Source organism: Parapedobacter pyrenivorans, assembly GCF_014636865.1.
Taxonomy (GTDB): domain Bacteria; phylum Bacteroidota; class Bacteroidia; order Sphingobacteriales; family Sphingobacteriaceae; genus Parapedobacter; species Parapedobacter pyrenivorans.
In genome coordinates, this window is record NZ_BMER01000003.1 from 463,692 (window position 1) to 483,701 (window position 20,010).

Annotated in this window: 18 protein-coding genes; 10 read left to right on the forward strand and 8 right to left on the reverse strand. The window is 48.1% G+C overall.

Annotated features, from left to right (window positions below; genetic code table 11):
* Positions 1 to 44: 44 nt before the first annotated feature.
* Positions 45 to 1,667, forward strand: a complete 1,623-nt coding sequence (locus IEV98_RS16815; RefSeq protein ID WP_188507176.1) for an ABC-F family ATP-binding cassette domain-containing protein — start codon at positions 45 to 47, stop codon at positions 1,665 to 1,667.
* Positions 1,668 to 1,674: 7 nt separating this feature from the next.
* On the opposite strand, the gene IEV98_RS16820 is transcribed toward IEV98_RS16815, so the two are convergent.
* Together IEV98_RS16820 and holA are read right to left on the reverse strand one after the other, a co-directional pair.
* A complete protein-coding gene (locus IEV98_RS16820) occupies positions 1,675 to 2,235 on the reverse strand; it encodes a hypothetical protein (protein WP_188507177.1) in 561 nt (186 codons plus the stop codon).
* The gene (gene holA, locus IEV98_RS16825; RefSeq protein WP_188507178.1) at positions 2,236 to 3,240 is read right to left on the reverse strand and encodes a DNA polymerase III subunit delta; all 1,005 of its coding nucleotides are present in this window, start codon (positions 3,238 to 3,240) and stop codon (positions 2,236 to 2,238) included.
* A gap of 81 nt (positions 3,241 to 3,321) precedes the next feature.
* On the opposite strand from holA, the gene IEV98_RS16830 reads away from it, so the two are divergent.
* The 5 genes from IEV98_RS16830 to IEV98_RS16850 all read left to right on the forward strand — a co-directional run bounded on the left by IEV98_RS16830 (position 3,322) and on the right by IEV98_RS16850 (position 8,227).
* The gene (locus IEV98_RS16830; RefSeq protein WP_188507179.1) at positions 3,322 to 3,777 is read left to right on the forward strand and encodes a type I restriction enzyme HsdR N-terminal domain-containing protein; all 456 of its coding nucleotides are present in this window, start codon (positions 3,322 to 3,324) and stop codon (positions 3,775 to 3,777) included.
* A gap of 180 nt (positions 3,778 to 3,957) precedes the next feature.
* Positions 3,958 to 4,653, forward strand: a complete 696-nt coding sequence (gene clpP / locus IEV98_RS16835) for an ATP-dependent Clp endopeptidase proteolytic subunit ClpP (protein WP_188507180.1) — start codon at positions 3,958 to 3,960, stop codon at positions 4,651 to 4,653.
* Positions 4,654 to 4,655: 2 nt separating this feature from the next.
* Positions 4,656 to 5,903, forward strand: a complete 1,248-nt coding sequence (gene clpX / locus IEV98_RS16840; protein WP_188507181.1) for an ATP-dependent Clp protease ATP-binding subunit ClpX — start codon at positions 4,656 to 4,658, stop codon at positions 5,901 to 5,903.
* A gap of 68 nt (positions 5,904 to 5,971) precedes the next feature.
* A complete protein-coding gene (locus IEV98_RS16845; RefSeq protein ID WP_188507182.1) occupies positions 5,972 to 6,793 on the forward strand; it encodes an AMP nucleosidase in 822 nt (273 codons plus the stop codon).
* A gap of 72 nt (positions 6,794 to 6,865) precedes the next feature.
* A complete protein-coding gene (locus tag IEV98_RS16850; protein WP_188507183.1) occupies positions 6,866 to 8,227 on the forward strand; it encodes a pyridoxal-phosphate dependent enzyme in 1,362 nt (453 codons plus the stop codon).
* A gap of 57 nt (positions 8,228 to 8,284) precedes the next feature.
* Here the strand turns inward: IEV98_RS16850 and IEV98_RS16855 are convergent, their stop codons facing one another.
* From IEV98_RS16855 to dnaB, 5 genes are all read right to left on the reverse strand, one after another.
* On the reverse strand, positions 8,285 to 8,917 hold the full coding sequence (locus IEV98_RS16855; RefSeq protein ID WP_188507184.1) for a YceI family protein: 633 nt from the start codon (positions 8,915 to 8,917) through the stop codon (positions 8,285 to 8,287).
* Between the two features lie 116 nt (positions 8,918 to 9,033).
* Entirely contained in the window at positions 9,034 to 10,359 is a 1,326-nt protein-coding gene (murA, locus tag IEV98_RS16860; protein ID WP_188507185.1) for a UDP-N-acetylglucosamine 1-carboxyvinyltransferase, read from the reverse strand.
* The gene (locus IEV98_RS16865; RefSeq protein ID WP_188507226.1) at positions 10,356 to 11,021 is read right to left on the reverse strand and encodes a DUF4290 domain-containing protein; all 666 of its coding nucleotides are present in this window, start codon (positions 11,019 to 11,021) and stop codon (positions 10,356 to 10,358) included. Before IEV98_RS16865 ends, murA begins: the two co-directional genes overlap by 4 nt.
* 25 nt (positions 11,022 to 11,046) lie before the next feature.
* The gene (locus IEV98_RS16870) at positions 11,047 to 13,317 is read right to left on the reverse strand and encodes an ATP-dependent helicase (protein WP_188507186.1); all 2,271 of its coding nucleotides are present in this window, start codon (positions 13,315 to 13,317) and stop codon (positions 11,047 to 11,049) included.
* Between the two features lie 56 nt (positions 13,318 to 13,373).
* Positions 13,374 to 14,954, reverse strand: a complete 1,581-nt coding sequence (gene dnaB, locus IEV98_RS16875; protein WP_188507187.1) for a replicative DNA helicase — start codon at positions 14,952 to 14,954, stop codon at positions 13,374 to 13,376.
* Positions 14,955 to 15,299: 345 nt separating this feature from the next.
* On the opposite strand from dnaB, the gene ubiE reads away from it, so the two are divergent.
* From ubiE to IEV98_RS16895, 4 genes are read left to right on the forward strand one after another with little or no spacing between them, the layout of a single operon-like run.
* Positions 15,300 to 16,061 (forward strand): bifunctional demethylmenaquinone methyltransferase/2-methoxy-6-polyprenyl-1,4-benzoquinol methylase UbiE, encoded by a 762-nt coding sequence (gene ubiE / locus IEV98_RS16880; RefSeq protein WP_229738802.1) that lies wholly within the window; start codon positions 15,300 to 15,302, stop codon positions 16,059 to 16,061.
* Positions 16,058 to 16,822, forward strand: a complete 765-nt coding sequence (gene porT / locus IEV98_RS16885) for a type IX secretion/gliding motility protein PorT/SprT (protein WP_188507188.1) — start codon at positions 16,058 to 16,060, stop codon at positions 16,820 to 16,822. Before ubiE ends, porT begins: the two co-directional genes overlap by 4 nt.
* Positions 16,823 to 16,877: 55 nt before the next feature.
* The gene (locus tag IEV98_RS16890) at positions 16,878 to 17,648 is read left to right on the forward strand and encodes an SDR family oxidoreductase (protein WP_188507189.1); all 771 of its coding nucleotides are present in this window, start codon (positions 16,878 to 16,880) and stop codon (positions 17,646 to 17,648) included.
* A 58-nt stretch (positions 17,649 to 17,706) separates the two neighbouring features.
* Positions 17,707 to 19,506, forward strand: coding sequence for a M61 family metallopeptidase (locus tag IEV98_RS16895; RefSeq protein ID WP_188507190.1), 1,800 nt, complete (start codon positions 17,707 to 17,709; stop codon positions 19,504 to 19,506).
* Here the strand turns inward: IEV98_RS16895 and IEV98_RS16900 are convergent.
* Positions 19,503 to 20,006 carry a hypothetical protein gene (locus tag IEV98_RS16900; RefSeq protein WP_229738803.1) on the reverse strand — a complete coding sequence of 168 codons (504 nt, stop codon included), beginning with the start codon at positions 20,004 to 20,006 and terminating at the stop codon, positions 19,503 to 19,505. The genes IEV98_RS16895 and IEV98_RS16900 overlap by 4 nt on opposite strands.
* Between the last annotated feature and the right edge of the window lie 4 nt (positions 20,007 to 20,010).

The following is a 20,010-nucleotide window of genomic DNA, read 5'->3' on the forward strand; positions in this document are numbered from 1 at the left end:
ACATTTGGGCGGAATTTCCCTTTTTAAACCGTACCTTTGCGCCCATGATTAATGTATCCAACCTGTCACTCCGCTACGGAAAGCGGGTATTGTTTGAAGATGTCAACCTCAAATTCACCCAAGGAAACTGCTATGGCGTCATTGGAGCCAACGGTGCCGGCAAATCCACGTTCCTGAAAATCATCTCCGGTGATGTAGACCAAACCACGGGCTCGGTCAGCTTCACCCCGGGCGAACGAATGGCCGTACTGAAACAAGACCACTATGCCTTTGATGAGTATTCGGTTATAGAAACCGTCATGATGGGGCATAAGGAACTGTACGACATCATGAAAGAGAAGGACGCCATCTACGCTAAGGAAGACTTTACCGATGCAGATGGTGAGCGGGCGGGCGAATTGGAAAGCCGTTTTGCAGAAATGGACGGATGGAATGCGGAAAGTGGCGCGGCTACATTGCTTAGCAACCTGGGCATCGATGAAAGTGTACACTATAAGCTGCTGAAGGAACTGGATGGTAATCAAAAGGTACGCGTACTCCTCGCTCAAGCACTTTTCGGCAACCCCGATATCCTGCTGCTGGATGAACCTACCAACGACCTTGACATCAATACCATCGCGTGGCTCGAGGATTTCCTCGCCGGCTACGAGGCCATCGTATTGGTGGTATCGCACGATAGGCACTTCCTAGACTCGGTATGCACCCACGTAGTAGACATCGATTTCGGCAAGATGAACATCTATACGGGCAACTATACGTTCTGGTATGAGTCGAGTCAGCTTGCCCTGAAACAGCGTACGGATCAAAATAAAAAGATGGAAGACAAGGTAAAGGAACTTCAGGAATTCATCCGCCGGTTCAGTGCCAACGCTTCTAAATCCAAGCAGGCTACCAGCCGGAAGAAGGCCCTGGAAAAAATAAATTTTGAGGAAATCAAGCCTTCCAACCGGAAATATCCCGCCATCATGTTCAACACGATGGCCCGTGAGGCTGGCGACCAGATTCTACAGGTCGAAAAGCTGGGCAAATCCTTAAACGGAGAAACATTGTTCAAGGATGTAACCTTCATGGTAAACAAAGGCGATAAAATTGCAGTCCTCTCGCAAAACAGCCTGGCCACCACCGCTTTTTATGACGTCTTAACAGGAAGAGATCAAGATCATACCGGTAATTTCAAATGGGGTATCACCATCAGTATCGCTGATATCCCGATGGACAACAGCCCGTATTTCGAAGGGAAGAACGAAAACCTCATCGACTGGCTCCGCGAGTACTCCGCAACGGATAAAGATGAGCAATTCATCCGTGGCTTCCTGGGCAAAATGCTGTTTTCGGGAGAGGAAGTACTCAAGAAATGCTCGGTGTTATCGGGTGGCGAAAAAATGCGTTGCATGTTTTCGCGCATGATGCTCCAACAAGCCAATATGCTTTTGTTTGATGAGCCTACCAATCACCTGGACTTGGAATCCATCACCGCGCTCAATAATGGTATGGTAGATTTCCGTGGCAGCATCCTTTTTACCTCACGTGACCATGAGCTTACCCAAACCGTGGCGAACCGCATTATCGAACTGACACCAAGCGGCATTATTGATAAGCTGATGTCCTATGACGAGTATATCAACAGCGATGCGGTAAAAGAGCAACGGGAGGCGATGTACGCCTAAAGAGCAATCAATGTACAAACAGGCCGACCGTCAGAAACACGTTGTGCTGATGGGAGCTACGGCTCGAAAACCGGGAGTCGAACTGCTGGAAGCCATACCCCGCACTGAATAGCAGGTCTGAGCCGAGCACCAACATGTGGCCATACGTGATACCGGCCTTGGCGACAAACCCCTTAAAATAGTCGTTCCCAATGCTGGGCGCATAGCCGGCATTGGCTACCACACCAAGGGTACCCAATGGAGACAATTGTGCAAAAGGTGCCCGGAAATCGGCAAATATGGGCAACGTGTTTACCCGGCGGGTGGATCGCCTACCGTCTCCAAGGGTGGTCTTGCCTCGGTAAACATCATTACTGATTCCCAGCCCCAGATACATGCGGTCATAAAAATTGCGGCCAAATGCAAACTGGAATTGGTAGCCATGCATCGGGTTTTGATCGCTGGTGGTTGCTATACCGAAAATACCGCCCGCCTGCAACAACGTATAGGTACCACGGCGCTGGGCTTGCCCATCAAAACAACAGCAAATTAATAAGATTGCAAATACAAAAGTAGCTTTGTTCATCATTCAATTAAGGATTTTATAAACCAATTCCTTGAGCAGATCGCCTTGTTCCACGTTTGCCGCGTTCAGTCCCTTGCACTTCAAATCACAATCACGCAAATAAGCGATGATGTCAAACGTTTTCCGCCGGCTATAACTACGGGCAGCTGTATCGTATTCCCGTGTAAAAAATGGATGCACCCCCAACTCACGAGCAACAATCTGCGGCGATTTATCCGATAAGTAGTGATATTTCAGTATCTTGGTAAAATAACCGGCCATAGCGCCTAATATGACCTGTATCGGATTGCTACGCGGATTAGCTGCAAAATAATCTACGATTTGGAACGCTTTGACAATGTCTCGCTTTGCCAGCGCAGTATTCAATTCAAAAACATTGAAGTCTTTGCTGATTCCGATGTTCTGTTCGATGTCCAACGCCGAAATCTCTCGGTCCTTCGGCACATTGAGCATAAGCTTCTCCAGTTCATTAACAACTTTTGATAAGTCATTGCCCAGGTATTCGGCCATCATAGCTGCTGCCTGCGGATGGATACGCCATCCTCGGTCCTTTGTGTAAGTGGTAATCCAAGGCGCTATCTTATCGTCATATAATTTGGCTGACTCGAGCACCACTCCCGCTTTCTCTGCCACTTTATAGATCTTCCGTCGTTTGTCGAATTTTGAATGTTTATGGGCTAACACCAAAACCGTACTTTTCATGGGATTGCTCAAATACGCCAACAACAATTCGTCGTCTTTCCATTTGAGGTTTTGCGCCTCTTTAACGATAATCACCTGATGGTCGCTCATCATCGGATAACGCTTGGATGCATTAACAATGGTCGAAAAGTCGGTATCCTTGCCATACAGCACGGTTTGATCAAATCCTTTCTGTGCCTCTTCAAGCACGTTCTCTTCAATGTAATCGCTTACCAAATCAATGGAGTACGATTCTTCGCCATGAAGCAGGTAAACGGGCAGAAGCTTCTTGCCTTTTATATCTGATATGAGTTGGTTGGCATCCATATGATTCTAAACAACAACTGGGTAAACAGCGTTCTATCTTTCGGGTCGCCAAATTACACATTTAAACCCTACTTTTGCAATATGTTTATACCCATACCGCTTAATTTGCCTGCATATGCGGCCAAAATCCAACGGGATGGCAGCAGGTTATTCATATTTGACGAACTACGGAAAAAACAGCTCGTGCTGACCCCTGAAGAATGGGTACGCCAGCATTGGGTACAACACCTTATACATGTCAAAAAATATCCAAGATCACTTATCAACATAGAGGGCGGGCTTACCCTCAACGACATGCGTCGGCGGAGCGATTTGGTGATCTATGATAATGAAGGCAACAAGATTCTGTTGGCGGAATTTAAAGCACCATCTGTGAAGATCACGCAGGCTGCATTCGAACAGATTGCTCATTATAACACGGTGCATCGGGTCCCTTTCCTGCTGGTCAGCAACGGCCTGCAACACTATTACTGCCGCATTCATTTTGAACAGAAACGCGTTGAGTTTCTGACCGATTTACCCAATTATTCCTATTGAACAAATCATAAATTCCGCGACAAAACAGACAGGCTGGCAGTATAATCGCACGGCATTTTGACAGTTATATTCCCAGCAAATCCAATGGCGCGATGTTTGTCCAACCATTTAATACCATTCAAGTATTAGAAAAATTGGACGAAATCACATATATTAGCAGGATTAATCGAACAAACAACCATGAGTATAGATAAAAACGAATTCAGAAAATATGCGATCAAACACCACCGTATCGGCAGCCAGCATGTGGATGGTTTCATCGGACGTGTGGAACGCAAAATGCCTACATCGCTCACCCCATACATCATCGAAGAACGGCAATTGAATGTTGCCCAAATGGATGTGTTCTCCCGGCTAATGATGGACCGTATCATTTTTTTGGGTGATGCAGTGAGTGATCAGGTCGCCAACATTATACAAGCGCAACTCCTGTTTCTTCAATCTGCTGATGCCCAGCGCGACATCCAAATTTACATAAACTCACCAGGCGGCAGTGTTTATGCCGGATTAGGCATTTACGACACCATGCAGTACATCACGCCCGACGTGGCCACTATCTGTACAGGAATGGCTGCTTCGATGGGAGCGGTATTGCTTTGTGCGGGGGCCAAAGGAAAACGCGCAGCGTTGACCCATTCGCGGGTGATGATACACCAGCCTTCCGGAGGCGCCCAGGGCGTGGCCACGGATATGGAAATCAACCTCCGGGAAATGCTAAAATTGAAAAAAGAATTATACGATATTATCGCGCACCATTCTGGGAAACCTTACGAATGGGTTGAAAAGTCGTCCGACCGCGATTATTGGATGACCTCTTCAGAAGCCAAAGAACATGGGATGGTAGATGAGGTACTGACGTCCAAAAAGGAAAAATAGGCATGGCAAAGAATATGAAGGAAGTAACTTGCTCATTTTGTGGCATACGAAAGCAGGATGCGCTGATGCTCATCGCTGGTGATGGTGCACATATCTGCGACCGATGCATCACCCAGGCCGGTGAAATATTGACCGAAGAGATGAACCTCCGCAAAAGCAAGGCCTTACAAACCGCGCTGAAACTCATACGGCCCATCGAGATCAAAGAACATCTTGACCGTTATGTGATCGGGCAGGACGATGCCAAGAAAGTGATGGCGGTATCAGTATACAACCACTACAAGCGGCTCAACCAAAAGGTGGAGAAGGATGAAATCGAGCTAGAAAAATCAAACATCATCATGGTGGGCGAAACCGGCACCGGTAAAACATTGCTGGCGAAGACGATTGCCAAAATCCTGAACGTCCCTTTTTGCATTTGTGACGCCACCGTTTTGACAGAAGCGGGGTATGTGGGTGAGGACGTAGAAAGTATACTCACCCGGTTGCTGCAGGCTGCGGATTATGACGTGGCGGCCGCCGAAAGGGGTATTATCTATATCGACGAGATCGACAAGATCGCCCGCAAAAGCGATAATCCTTCCATTACGCGTGACGTATCTGGTGAAGGGGTACAACAAGCGCTGTTGAAAATACTGGAGGGGACCATCGTGAACGTACCGCCGCAGGGTGGGCGCAAGCATCCCGACCAAAAGATGATTGCAGTAAACACCAACAATATCTTGTTTATGTGCGGTGGAGCGTTTGATGGCATCCAGAAAAAGATAGCCAATCGTTTGCGTACCCAAACCATCGGATACAAGGTCAACAAGGATGATGTTGATATCGACATGAACAATCTGTATAAATACATTACACCGCAGGATTTAAAGAACTACGGGCTTATCCCCGAACTTATTGGCCGGTTGCCTGTACTCACCTACCTCAATCCGCTCGATAAGGAGACGCTATTGAATATCCTTACTGAGCCAAAAAATGCACTGATTAAGCAGTATAAAAAATTATTTGATTACGAAGACGTCGAGCTGAAATTCGATAACGATGTCTTTCGGTTCATCGTGGATAAAGCTGATGAATTCAAGCTCGGTGCACGCGGTCTCCGTTCGATCTGCGAGGCCATCATGCTGGATGCCATGTTCGAAATCCCTTCCGAAAAAAATAAGGGCGAACAACGGGAGCTCTATATATCACTCGAATACGCCAAACATAAATTCGAGAAATCTGACTTAAAGAAGCTGAAAGCAGCTTAACGTTTCCCCCGCCAAAAACGGGGGATTTTTTTTAAGTTTGTATTAACGCACGATATCACCCCACGGCTATGACAAAAGAAAAGACAAAACCGGTACAAAGCCCCATCAAGCCTGGTTTGAAAAGCAAGGCGGATATCGTAAACAACTGGTTACCCAGGTACACCAGTCGCCCATTGGAAGAATTTGGAGAATATATTCTGCTTACGAATTTTTCCAATTATGTTAAATTATTCTCGGAGATGCATGATAACGCCCCCATCATGGGGTTGGATAAGCCCATGCAAAGTGTCACCGCAGCGGGCATTACCATCATCAATTTCGGAATGGGCAGCCCCATGGCAGCCACGATTATGGACCTATTGTCGGCCATATCTCCAAAAGCGGTATTGTTTCTGGGCAAGGCGGGCGGGCTGAAAAAGAAAAATAAAATTGGCGACCTGGTACTCCCCATTGCTGCCATAAGGGGTGAGGGAACATCCACCGATTATTTCCCACCTGAGGTACCTGCACTGCCTGCCTTTGCTTTACAGAAAGCCATATCGACTACCATACGAGACCATGCCTTAGATTATTGGACAGGCACGGTTTATACGACGAATAGGCGGGTATGGGAGCACGACAAGGATTTCAAGAAATACCTTAAAAGTATCCGCGCAATGCTGGTGGATATGGAGACGGCTACCATATTTTCCGTAGGTTTTGCCAACAAAATCCCTACAGGCGCCTTGTTGTTGGTATCAGACCAACCGATGATTCCCGAAGGTGTAAAAACAGTAGAAAGCGATTCAAGTGTCACCGCCCAATTCGTAGAAACCCACCTAACTATTGGCATCGAATCACTCCGTCAATTGATCAACAACGGCCTCACCGTAAAACACCTGAAATTCTAAATCGGATAATTTATCCTATTTTTGTACAAATGGCCGCGCGTCCGCTTACCATTGCGGCCAAGTATATAAATTATGTGGCACAACAATATATTGGAGACGATTGGCAATACGCCGTTAGTCAAACTCAACAGCATCACCAAACAGGTGAAGGGCACGGTGTTGGTCAAGCTAGAAACTACGAACCCTGGCAATTCCATAAAGGATCGGATGGCCGTAAAGATGATAGCGGACGCCGAGGCTTCAGGCCTGCTCAAACCGGGGGGCACCATCATAGAAGGCACATCGGGCAATACAGGCATGGGACTAGCCATTGCAGCCGTGATCAAGGGATACCGATGCATATTCACCACTACGGATAAGCAATCCAAGGAAAAAATAGACGCCTTGCGGGCATTTGGCGCCGAAGTAATCGTATGCCCCACCAATGTCGATCCCGAAGACCCTCGCTCCTATTATTCCGTATCCAGCCGCCTGGAACGTGAAATCCCCAATTCCTGGAAGGCAAACCAGTACGACAACCTATCCAATACCCAAGCTCACTACGAGCAGACGGGCCCTGAAATCTGGGAACAGACCGAAGGGAAAGTCACGCATTTGGTGGTAGGTGTCGGTACGGGGGGCACCATCAGCGGCGCAGGAAAATACCTCAAGGAGAAGAACCCCCGTATTAAAGTATGGGGTATTGATTCGTACGGTTCTGTCTTTAAGAAATACAAAGAAACCGGCATTTTCGATAAGGATGAGATATACCCCTATATTACAGAGGGGATCGGTGAGGATTTTCTGCCTAAGAATGTGGATTTCGACGTTATTGATTGCTTCGAGAAAGTCACCGACAAAGATGCGGCCCTCATGACCCGCGATATTGCCCGCAAGGAGGGAATCTTTGCCGGAAATTCTGCGGGCGCCGCCGTGGCTGGTCTACTACAACTTAAAGATAAGCTTACAGAGGACGATGTGGTGGTTGTTGTTTTCCATGATCACGGCTCGCGCTATATGGGTAAAATGTACAACGAAGATTGGCTCCGCGAACGCGGGTTCCTCGAAGACGAAAAGCTCACCGCACAGACCATCCTTAGAAAACGCGGGGATGTACCCATCGTCATGGCCGATGTGGAACAATCTGTAATAGAGACCTTCAACAGCATGAAAACCCTTAATATCTCCCAGATCCCAGTCACACAACAGGGCATGGTCATCGGTAAAGTCACCGAATCTGATATTTTGAATGCACTATTGGAAAACCCGGCATTGAAGTCCGCTCAAGTCATGGAAATCTGTACGCCACCGTTTCCCTTCGTGGATCTCCGTACCTCTATTGACAAAATATCATCGCTCATCCACAAAGACAATCAAGCGGTGTTGGTGGAAGATGAATATGGAAAAATCGCCATCATTACCCAATACGACATCATCAATGCCATTTCGGGATAAACAAAAGCGGGTGCCCCCGGAAAGGGCACCCGCTGCTATTCAATTTCTTTCACCCACTTATGCCCCGGCAACAAGTTTCACTTTCAGGTTGATTTCCTTGCTGATCAGGTCATCGGCTTGACCTTTATAACTCACGCCCCAATCTTCACGTGCGATATTGAAATCGGCTGTCGCTTTCACTGCTGTATCGCTCGACTCTTCCACTTGCGCATCAAAGGTGATGTTTTTACTCACGCCGCGGATGGTCAGGTTTCCGGCAATCACTACGGCACCTGCCTCAGTGCCATCCTTTACTTCGGTGATTTCGAAAGTGGCCTCGGGATGGTTTTCCACATCAAAGAAATCCGGTGATTTCAAATGCCCTTCCAACTTGCCTTTGTATTCACCTTCTAAATCCAGATTGTTAATCGACGTCAGGTCGATAACGAAATTACCACCTACCAGTTTTCCTTCATCAACGGTCAGCTCGCCGGATTTAATTTTAACATGACCATGATGCTGACCACTAACTTTCCTACCGGTCCACTCCACGTTTGACAACGCGGTATCAACAGTCAGTTCACTGCCCCCATCAGACAGCGCAACATTTTCGACGCTATCCGCGGTTTCCGCTTTCTTTCCTTCGGGATTGCTAACGCACGACGCCAGCACCAAAGCACCGGCAGCTAATGATAAAAATACTTTTTCCATGATTTTTCTAACGATTACGTAATAGATGGTTAAACATTAATTTTACAAAAGTAATAAAGTATGCAGTGACTTTTATGCTACATAGCAAAATTAACAATCAACCGACAAAATTGTTCTCAATGAAGCGTTGGGTTTGCTTGAATACGCTTAATATCGGCGCCCAACGCTTGCAACCGAAGCTCGATATCCTGGTAGCCGCGTTCTATTTGTTCAATGTTGTGGATAATGGACTTGCCTTGGGCAGAAAGCGCAGCAATCAGCAGGGAGACACCCGCCCGGATATCCGGGGATGTCATTTCAATGCCCCGCAACCTGAATGCTTTATTCAGTCCGATGACCGTTGCCCGGTGCGGATCGCAGAGGATAATCTGGGCACCCATGTCAATCAATTTGTCGACAAAAAACAACCGGCTCTCAAACATTTTCTGATGGATCAGCACATTTCCCTTCGCCTGTGCGGCAGTCACCAGCACGATGCTCAGCAAATCCGGCGTGAAACCAGGCCAAGGCGCATCGGAAATGGTGAGGATCGACCCATCAATAAACGTATCGATTTCATAGGTATGCTGGGTGGGTATGTAAATATCATCGCCACGGAGCTCAAATTGGATACCCAATCTGGAAAACACGGACGGGATAATGCCCAGCTCATGGAAAGCAACGTCTTTTATCGTTATTTCCGATTCGGTCATCGCAGCCAATCCGATAAACGAGCCGACCTCAATCATATCTGGCAGCATACGGTGTGTAGTACCACCCAACTGGTCCACCCCGTCGATGGTCAGCAGGTTAGAACCGATCCCGCTGATCTTCGCCCCCATCCTATTCAACATTTTACATAGCTGCTGCAGATAAGGTTCACATGCCGCGTTATAAATAGTGGTTGTCCCTTTGGCCAATACCGCAGCCATAACGATATTGGCGGTACCGGTTACCGAAGCTTCCTCCATCAGGATATAGGTACCTGTTAGGTTAGTAGCATCGACATTAAAGAAATGCGTATCGGCATCATATTGAAAACGTGCACCCAGTTTTTCAAACCCAAGGAAATGTGTATCCAACCGTCTCCGCCCTATTTTATCCCCTCCAGGTTTTGGAATCGCAGCCTTACCAAACCGCGCCAACAACGGTCCGACAATCATGATGGATCCACGCAGGCCGCTGCCTTTCGCTCGGAACTCCATGGATTTGAAATAATCAAGGTTGATGTCTTTAGCCTGAAAGGAATAGGTGTCTTTATTCAACCGATTCACCCGGACACCTAAATCGCCGAGCAGCTCGATCAGCTTGTTTACATCCTTGATATCCGGGATATTACTTATGGTCATTTCTTCTTCCGTAAGCAACACCGCCGACAAAATCTGCAGGGCTTCATTCTTGGCGCCCTGGGGAATGATTTCGCCCTTTAACGGTTTTCCACCGTGTATCTCGAATGCATTCAATGCTTTTTCTTTTTCTTTTGGTTTTGATTTTGATTCTGACCTTTCTTGTTCTTTCCGCCACCATTTTGCTGGTTGTTGCTAGCCTTTATCCGGCTGCCTGGAGGCGGGGTTTTGAAATCAAGCTTCGTCAGGCTCACATTGGGTCCAAGTTGCAACTCGCCACTTGACAACTCGGTGAGATCGCTGATGATCGAATCATCTTCCACGGAATCCTTATTCCATGTCACATAGGCCATTTTCATGAAATTAGCGATAGCCTGGGCCATTTGCTGCTTCTTCTCGGGGTCAGCAATCATACGGGCACGTTCGATCATTTTTTCGATCGTATGTCCATAATGCTTATACCTGATCCGATGCTGCGGATAATTAAGCAGTTCGGGTTTCGGGTGGATGGTATCCCGGTCGGGCACCGGATACGGCGAGTCCACATCGATTTTAAAATCCGATATGATGTGCAGGTGGTCCCAAAGTTTATGCTTGAAATCCGCCACATCGCGGAGATGGGGATTGAGGAATCCCATCATGTCAATGACGACCTGCGCATAGCTGTTGCGTTCTTCCTTGGTAGGCAACGCACAGATATAATCCACCATGTTCTGTACATTCCTGCCGTATTCAGCCAAAATAAGTTTCGGCCGCGTACTATTATAATCAAATTCTATTTCCATAGTCATATAGTTCCTGTTTTCATCCCACAATTCTCAATTTTGCAAATTTAAGCAACAATTGCTTCTGCCCCAATTCTTTGAAGAAAATAGTTGCTTTTATATCATTTTTGCTTCCCTCCACATTGATGACTTTGCCAAAGCCGAAGCGTTCATGCTCCACTTCCATACCTACCTGTAAGTTGCTGGTATCCGATGGCGAAAAACCCGGCGTCGGGGTATGGGCCTTCGGCAGCATAGCTGTCGTTTTAGGCAATACCTTAGGTTTGGGCTTCGTAAAGACATCCCGTTCACCCCACGATGACCGCTCATCGGCAAAAGACGCTGCGTTATCGGGGACCATCTTGGGCTTGAAATCCAATTCCAGATAAGCTGGGTTCAATTCATCCAAAAACCGGCTCGGTTCACAGTTATTAAGCGTACCCCAGCGGTAACGTGATGTGGCGTAACTGAGCGTCAGCTTCTTTTCCGCCCGGGTCACCGCAACGTAAAACAGCCGACGCTCCTCTTCCAGCTCGCTGCGCGAATTAAGTGACAATTGCGAAGGGAATAGGTTTTCCTCCAACCCGACGATAAACACGTGGGGAAATTCCAGTCCTTTCGAAGAGTGGATCGTCATCAACGACACGGTATCTGCATTGGGATCTTTGTCATTGTCATCATTCGTAAGCAGTGCCACATCCTGCATGAATACGTCAAGCCCCTTTTCCTCGATATCCTCGCGCTCGCTGAATTCCTTGATACCATTGAGCAGTTCCTGGATATTTTCGTAACGGCTCAGACCTTCTACCGATTTATCTGCATAAAGATCTTTCAATATGCCCGAATGCTGCGCAATGTGCATGGCTGCGTCGAATGCGGAATGGTTCTTGGCGATCGCCTGGAAGCCCTGCACCATTGTTGCAAATGCCCCTACTGCCCCGGCACTACGACCGTCCAAATAGGCGGCTGCATTGCTGATCACCTCCCACAATGTCAGTTGGCGTTGATCTGCAGCAACTAGGATACGGTCTACCGTGGTGTCGCCTATTCCCCTACGGGGATAATTGATCACCCGCTTGATGGCTTCCTCGTCGTTCGGATTGAACGTCAGCCGAAAATAGGCAATCAAATCCTTGATTTCCTTGCGCTGGTAAAAAGAGGTACCGCCATAGATTTTATACGGGACGTTAAGTTTCCGAAGTGCTTCCTCCATAGCCCGCGATTGGGCATTGGTACGATAGAGGATAGCAAACCCCCGATAGTGCCCTCCAGTGAGTGCGCGTTCTTGGGTAATGGCTTCCGCAACGATCTTACCTTCTTCATTATCGCTGAATGCCCGATACACCTTGATCTTGTCGCCGGTTTCATTTTCAGAGAATACGTGCTTCTTCAGCTGATTTTTATTGTTGGCGATGATGCTGTTGGCCGCATTCACAATATTCTGCGTAGAACGGTAGTTCTGTTCGAGCTTAAACACCTTCAGATCTGGATAATCCTTTTCGAAATTGAGAATATTCTGGATGTTGGCACCCCGGAATGCATAGATACTCTGTGCATCATCGCCCACCACACAGATATTCTCGTTGATGGCCGCGAGCTTACGGACAATCAGGTATTGCGAAAAATTGGTATCCTGATACTCATCCACCATCAAGTACTTAAACTTATGCTGGTACTTGTGAAGTACATCGGGGCATTCGCGGAACAGCACATTGGTTTTGAACAGCAAATCGTCAAAATCCATGGCTCCGGCTTTGTAGCAGCGCTGGGTATACGTGAGATAGATTTGACCGAGCTGTCCCCGTCCGTTGGAAAAATCGTCAGCCTGTATTTGCTCGTTGCTGTTGTACTCCTGCGCCGAAATCAGGTTATTCTTGGCCGACGAAATCCGGTTGTAGACGAACGAGGCATTGTATAATTTATCATCCAGTTGCATCTCCTTAAGGATACTGCGGATGAGGCTCTTACTATCGTCGGTATCATAGATGGTGAAATTACGCGGGTAGCCGATGTGCTCCGCTTCCACCCGCAATATCTTGGCAAACACGGAGTGAAACGTACCCATCCATATATTCTTCGCTTCATCGCCCACGACACTCATGATGCGCTGCCGCATCTCCTTGGCGGCCTTATTCGTAAAGGTAAGCACCAAAATATGGAACGGATCGACGCCACGGTGCACCAAATGGGCCACGCGGTACGTAATCACCCTCGTTTTGCCCGAACCCGCTCCCGCCACGATCATCACGGGCCCTTCGGTTTGTTCTGCAGCGGCCCGCTGTGAAGGGTTTAAACCTGCTAAATAATCCAAAATCCTGTTTCTCTTATATCTTTTCCGATTGAGGCGTAAAGGTACGAATTTTTGGGTTAGAACGGCGAATCGTCATTCATATCGTTCATGCGCGACTGACGGACAATGCTCCCTGGCTGTTCGAACGATGCTGACGGAGCGATTCCCGAGGAAAAAGAACCCGAATCGGGGAAGCCCGAGTTGCCGGCAAAAGAAAAATCTTCTTCCAGATCGGCAAATTTCACATACTTTCCGATGAATCGCAGCTGCACCGTGCCGGTTTCCCCATTCCGGTGTTTGGCAATGATAATTTCCCCAACACCAGCGGTTGGGCGTCCGGCCTCATCTTCGGTGAGACCATAATATTCCGGCCGGTAGAGAAATAACACCATATCGGCATCCTGCTCAATAGAACCCGACTCCCGCAAATCCGACAGCATCGGTCGCTTGCTGCCCCCCGGACGGCTTTCTACGGCACGGCTAAGTTGCGAAAGCGCAATAACCGGAATATTCAATTCCTTGGCCACCGATTTCAACGAGCGGGAGATGCTACCGATTTCCTGTTCGCGGTTCCCTCCTTTTCCATCGTTTTTGCCGTGCATCAATTGGAGGTAATCCACGATGACCATCTGGATATCATATTGCGCTTTGAGCCTGCGGCATTTAGCCCTAAACTCAAAAATGTTGAGTGCCGGTGTATCGTCGATGAGCAAAGGTGCTTCGGTAAGCCGTCCGATGCGTGAGTGGAGCTGCGTCCACTCGTGATCCGCCAGGTTACCCTTGCGGAGCTTCTCCTGTTCAATTTCGGTTTCTCCAGCAATCAAGCGGTTTACCAATTGCACAGAGGACATCTCGAGGGAAAAAACCGCCACGGGTTTGCTATGGTCTACCGCTGCGTTGCGCGCACAACTCAATACAAATGCCGTCTTACCCATCGCTGGCCGCGCAGCCACGATCACCAGATCTGAAGGTTGCCATCCAGAAGTCATCCGATCCAATTCGGTAAAGCCAGACGGAACACCGGTCAGGCCATCCGTACGATCCCTGAGCGTCTCCAATGCTTCCACGGCCTCCCGCATGATGTCGTCCACCTTACGTGTATCCCGCCGGAGGTTATTCTGTGCGATATCAAACAGGCTCTTCTCAGCATGATCCATCAAGTCGAATATATCCGTGGTATCCTCGTATGCATTATTGATGATTTCGGTAGACACCTTGATCAGTTCGCGCTGGATGTATTTCTGGGAAACGATTCGGGCATGGTATTCGATATTGGCAGCAGACACCACCCGATCGGTCAACTGGGTGATGTAGTAAGCCCCCCCCACTAATTCCAAGGCGCCCATTTTCCGCAGCTCTGCGGTAACGGTCAGTAGGTCGATGGGTGAAGTTTTCTGAAATAAATTGTATATGGCCTCAAAAATCTTCTGGTGCGCTTCTACGTAGAAAGTTTCCGGCTTCAGGATATCGATGACTTCGCTGAGCGCGTTCTTTTCCAGCATCAACGCGCCTAATACCGCCTCCTCCAGATCGACGGCCTGCGGCGGTAATTTCCCCAAACCGCTCACCAGGTTATTCAACCGTGTACGTCGCTCAGCAAACGTACCCCGAGAAGAAGCACTGGTTTGGTTGGGGGCATATTCATTTTCGCTAGTCATAGTTAATAGTTACATAAAATTAATGAGGGTAGTTGGCCTAACAAAAGTATGGATTTTTGACTGCCCCGTTTCGACAAGTTGTGAACAGCCTTTTCACACACCCTTTTCCTTAAATCGTTTCCGCTTGAAACAAGTACAATTAGCAATATAGGTTATTAACACGAGCTGTGCAAAAAATGTTGAAAAAATCGAATTCCCATTGAGCTTCAAGCAGCTACACCAGTGTTAATAACTTTCCAAACTGTTAGTTATCAAAAGCAACATAATCTAAAGACCATTTTTACGGCCCTAGAAGTAAGCGCAAAATGATACCACTTGATTATCAATCCTTAGCGAAAAAAACCAATGAAATCCGTACCTTTGCCCATCATGACAACGCCCGAAACAGTAAAACCCTATAAAGATACCGACACGGATAAAAAGCAACAGGTAGCCGATATGTTCAATAACATTTCGGGCACTTACGATTTCCTCAATCACTTCATGTCCCTCGGTATCGATATCATTTGGCGCAAAAAGGCCATCCGGGCATTGAAAACCGCCAAACCACAGTTCTTACTGGACGTTGCTACCGGTACAGGTGATTTCGCATTGGAAGCCCTCGATATCCTGCAACCCGAAAAAATCATAGGCGTCGACATTTCCCAAGGCATGTTGGACATCGCCAAGGAAAAAATCGCAAAAAGAAGACTCAGCGACCGGTTCGAGGTATCTCTCGGTGATTCCGAGAACCTGCCATTCGCCGACGCCACGTTTGATGCCGTTACGGTGGCTTTCGGCGTGCGTAATTTCGAAAACCTCGACAAAGGCCTTGCCGATATCTATCGGGTACTCAAACCTGGGGGTAAGGCCGTCATCCTTGAGTTTTCGAAACCAAAAGGCTTTCCCGTAAAACAGCTTTACCACTTTTACTTCGACCACATCACCCCACTTATCGGCAGGATATTCTCAAAAGACTACCGTGCATATAGCTACCTTCCCGAATCCGTTGCACGGTTTCCCGATGGCAGGCAGTTTACCGCGATCATGCACCAGGTAGGATTTACCGAAGCCCTATACCGCCCGCAGACATTTGGTATTTGCACCATCTATATCGGTACAAAATGAAAACGTCTACCCCGATATTTATTGTGTATGCAATTTGTGTGTTCATGCTGGCGCCTGCCTATGGTCAACAGCGGTTCCAGCGTTGGGGTGGCGGCGTGGACGACGAAACCCTTCATTTCGGTTTCAGCTTCCATTACATCAATGCAGACTATAAAATTGCGTTGAAGCCTGACTGGCAGCTGCCACACCCGGATGCCACGGAGATGGGTAACCTCATTGGCGTATCTTCTCCGTTTTACCACGGCATGGGATTGGGATTATTGGCGGATCTTAAACTTGCCGAAAACATCAACATACGGTTCACCCCTTCGTTGGTTTTTTCAAACAAAATCGTGAACTACACCTTTGCTGCGCCTACTGGCTCACCAACGATCGATTCGAACACAGTCATTGAAAAATTAGTACGAGCCTCCTACATCGATCTGCCTTTACTGTTCAAATTCAAATCGGACCGCAAAGGCAATTACCGGGGTTACCTGATTGGTGGCGGCAAGTACTCCATCAACGTCACGTCGGGCAAGCGGTATGACGATACTGGTCTCGCTCCCGTTGAGAAATATTTGAAGACAAAACCCGGTTATTTCTCTTATGAGGCAGGTATCGGGTTTGATATCTATTTCGACTTCTTCAAGATGTCGCCCGAAGTGCGATGGGTACAAAGTGTCGGTAACCTGCTTGATAACAGGGATCCGAATATGTATAACCACCCGATCGAACGGCTTATGCTGCGGAATTTTCAGGTCAGTCTGTTTTTCGAGTGAGTGTGTAATCCGGCGGTCTATGGTCTAATGTCGAACGTCTAATAACTCAAACGTCATGTCCACTAACAAAATAGCATTCATTACAGGAGCAAGCGCTGGTATCGGTGAGGCGTGCGCCAGGGTATTCGCCCACGAAGGGTATGATTTGTTGCTTGCGGCACGCCGCCTCAATCGCCTGGAAACACTGTCGGCAAAGTTGGCGGATGAGTATGGTGTCAAAACCCACCTCCTTACCCTCGATGTCCGAAATGCCGAAAATGTGTTTTCCGCGTTCAGCAATCTTCCAGGCGAATGGCAGCAAGTCGATGTACTGGTCAACAATGCGGGGCTGAGCCAGGGGCTCGATCCCATCCATCAAGGTGATATCGGTGATTGGGATCGGATGATCGACACCAATATCAAAGGGCTGCTTTACGTTACCCGTGCGGTAACCCCCATCATGGCGGCACGCAAAAGTGGACACATCATCAATATCGGCTCCATTGCTGCCAAAGAAGTATACCCCAACGGCAACGTATATTGCGCAACCAAACATGCCGTGGATGCGCTCACCCAGGGTATGCGGATTGATCTGCTCGACAAACACATCAAGGTAACGGCCATTCATCCCGGCATGGTCGAAACGGAGTTTTCGGAAGTACGTTTCAAAGGTGATAAAGACCGCGCGGCGGCAGTATATCAGAACCTCGAACCCCTGGTAGCCGATGACATTGCTGAAGCGGTGTGGTTTACTGCTTCCCGCCCCGCGCATGTCAACATCAATGACCTGATCATTATGCCTGCGGCTCAAGCCAATGCCACCTTGGTGGTGAGGGACCCCCGGTAATCCCAGTTGCATATGACCTGCAATATCATTAAGTTTGCGGCTCCTTAATTGCACCATCATGAGAAGAATCCGTACTAATCTGCTTATCCTTATGACCACCGTTGCCACATCCGCATTTGCTGCGCCACGCATCCATTTTGAAGTTTCCTTTAAGGAGCCACAGGCACATTACGCCGAAATAAAAATGGAGATTTCGGATCTACGTCAGGACTATATTGATGTAAAAATGCCGGTATGGACTCCTGGTTCTTACCTGGTACGTGAATATGCAAAGCATGTGGAAAGCGTAGAAGCCTGCGATGCAGATGGCGCCTACCTGCCCGTGCAAAAAATCAGCAAGAATACTTGGCGCATCGCTTCAAATAAAAACAGTAGCGTCACCCTCAGCTATCGCATCTACGGCTTTGAAGTCTCTGTACGAACCAATTTTATCGATGATACCCATGCATTCCTGTCGCCGGCGGCTACGTTCATGTATGTGGATGGAATGATTGATCACCCTGCAACGGTTACGGTCATCCCCCCTGCTGCTTGGTCCACGATCTCCACGGGCTTGGAGCCCGTCAGTGACAAACCCAACACCTTTCATGCCGCAGATTTCGATATTTTGTTTGATTCGCCGATTGAAGTCGGCAATCAGGATGTGTTCACCTTTGAAGCGGCTGGCGTACATCACGAAATCGCGATGGTAGGCGGCGGCAATTACGATAAAGAGCGATTGAAAACCGATTGCGCGACTATCGTGGAAGAGGCGACACGCATATTCGGCGTAAATCCCAACAAACGCTATGTATTCATCGTACATAATTACCAATCCGGAGGTGGCGGGTTGGAACACCTCAACTCAACGGTGCTGGGGGCAAGCAGAAATGGCTACCAAAATGAGCGATCCTACGTCGGGTTCTTAGGACTTGTAGCACACGAATACTTCCATTTGTGGCACGTCAAACGGCTCCGGCCCATCGCGCTCGGCCCGTTTGACTATGACGCAGAAAACTACACCACATCCCTATGGATCATGGAAGGCTTTACGGCCTATTTTGACAATCTCCTACTCAGACGATGTGATTTCCTGAATGAAAGCAACTACTTGCAGGCCTTGTCTACCGACATCAATACGGTCGAAAATCGCGCCGGAAACAAGGTCCAACCCGTGGCACTAGCCAGTTTCGATGCTTGGATCAAGTACTACCGGCCCGATGAGAATTCCGCCAATACCAGTGTTTCTTATTACAATAAAGGAGCCTTGCTGGCCATGCTGCTCGATCTCAAAATCCTTGCGGCGACACAGGGGCAGAAGCGTCTGGATGATGTATTGAAGATGGCGTATAACGAATTTTACGTCAAAAAGCAACGCGGTTTCGAAGAGCACGAGCTCCAGTCACTGATCGAACAAGTCGCCGGCGTACCTGTAGCTGATATCTTCAAGGCAGCGCATACCGTTGAACCCCTGGATTACAACAGCTACCTCAACGCGGTAGGCTATGAACTGGTGAACCTCAACGACGGGCGTGAGCAAGCCGACCTGGGCATTACCATGTCGACGAACGATGGCCGCACCGTGGTGACCGGTGTAAATCGGGGTACAGGCGCTTGGGACGGGGGTATCAACGTTCGGGATGAAATCATTGCCATCAATGGTGAACGACTCGATGCCAATGGCCGGGAACTGAATCGTGTCTTGCAGACCGCGACCATCGGCGATGAACTCCGCGTGCTCGTTGCCAGGGATGGAAAAATACGTGAACTAAAAATTACCCTGGGCAAGGATACGAAAGGCGCTTTCAGTATTTTGCCCCTACAAAATGCCTCCGCAGCGCAGGAAAAGTTAGGAAAAATCTGGCTTTCGTTAGATTAAAACACAAATCGTATCGACAACCCGATGCCATCAAACCGCACGCCGGATTCTGGTGTCAGCTCCATGGTCGGCTTCCAGTCCAGTGAAAGGTTAATAGGTGCCGTTGGAATTTTGTAATCCAAACCGACAACGCCGTCAAAACTCCATGCCAACCCGCTCGCATCGGTATCTTTATAACGGTATCCGCCCAGTCCACCGCCAAAGCCGTAGTACCATCGCAGTCCTTCTACATCGATAAAGGTTATCGGTTGATGGATTTCATACAAGCCCAACACTTTGAAAATGGTAAAGCTTCTGTTACCCTGGAAATTCACGATACCATCTATTGCATGGCTATCATTAAGGAAATGTTTGTAGGTAATTCCATTTGCCACCCCAAAACGCCCCCCTATCGCTCGCGCATACGTGTCGCTCTCGTGTGAAACACTTTCCTGAGCAACAGCATGTTGCCCTCCAATAAAAATAAGCGCAATAAATAAGGTTAATCGTTTTGTATTCATGCCG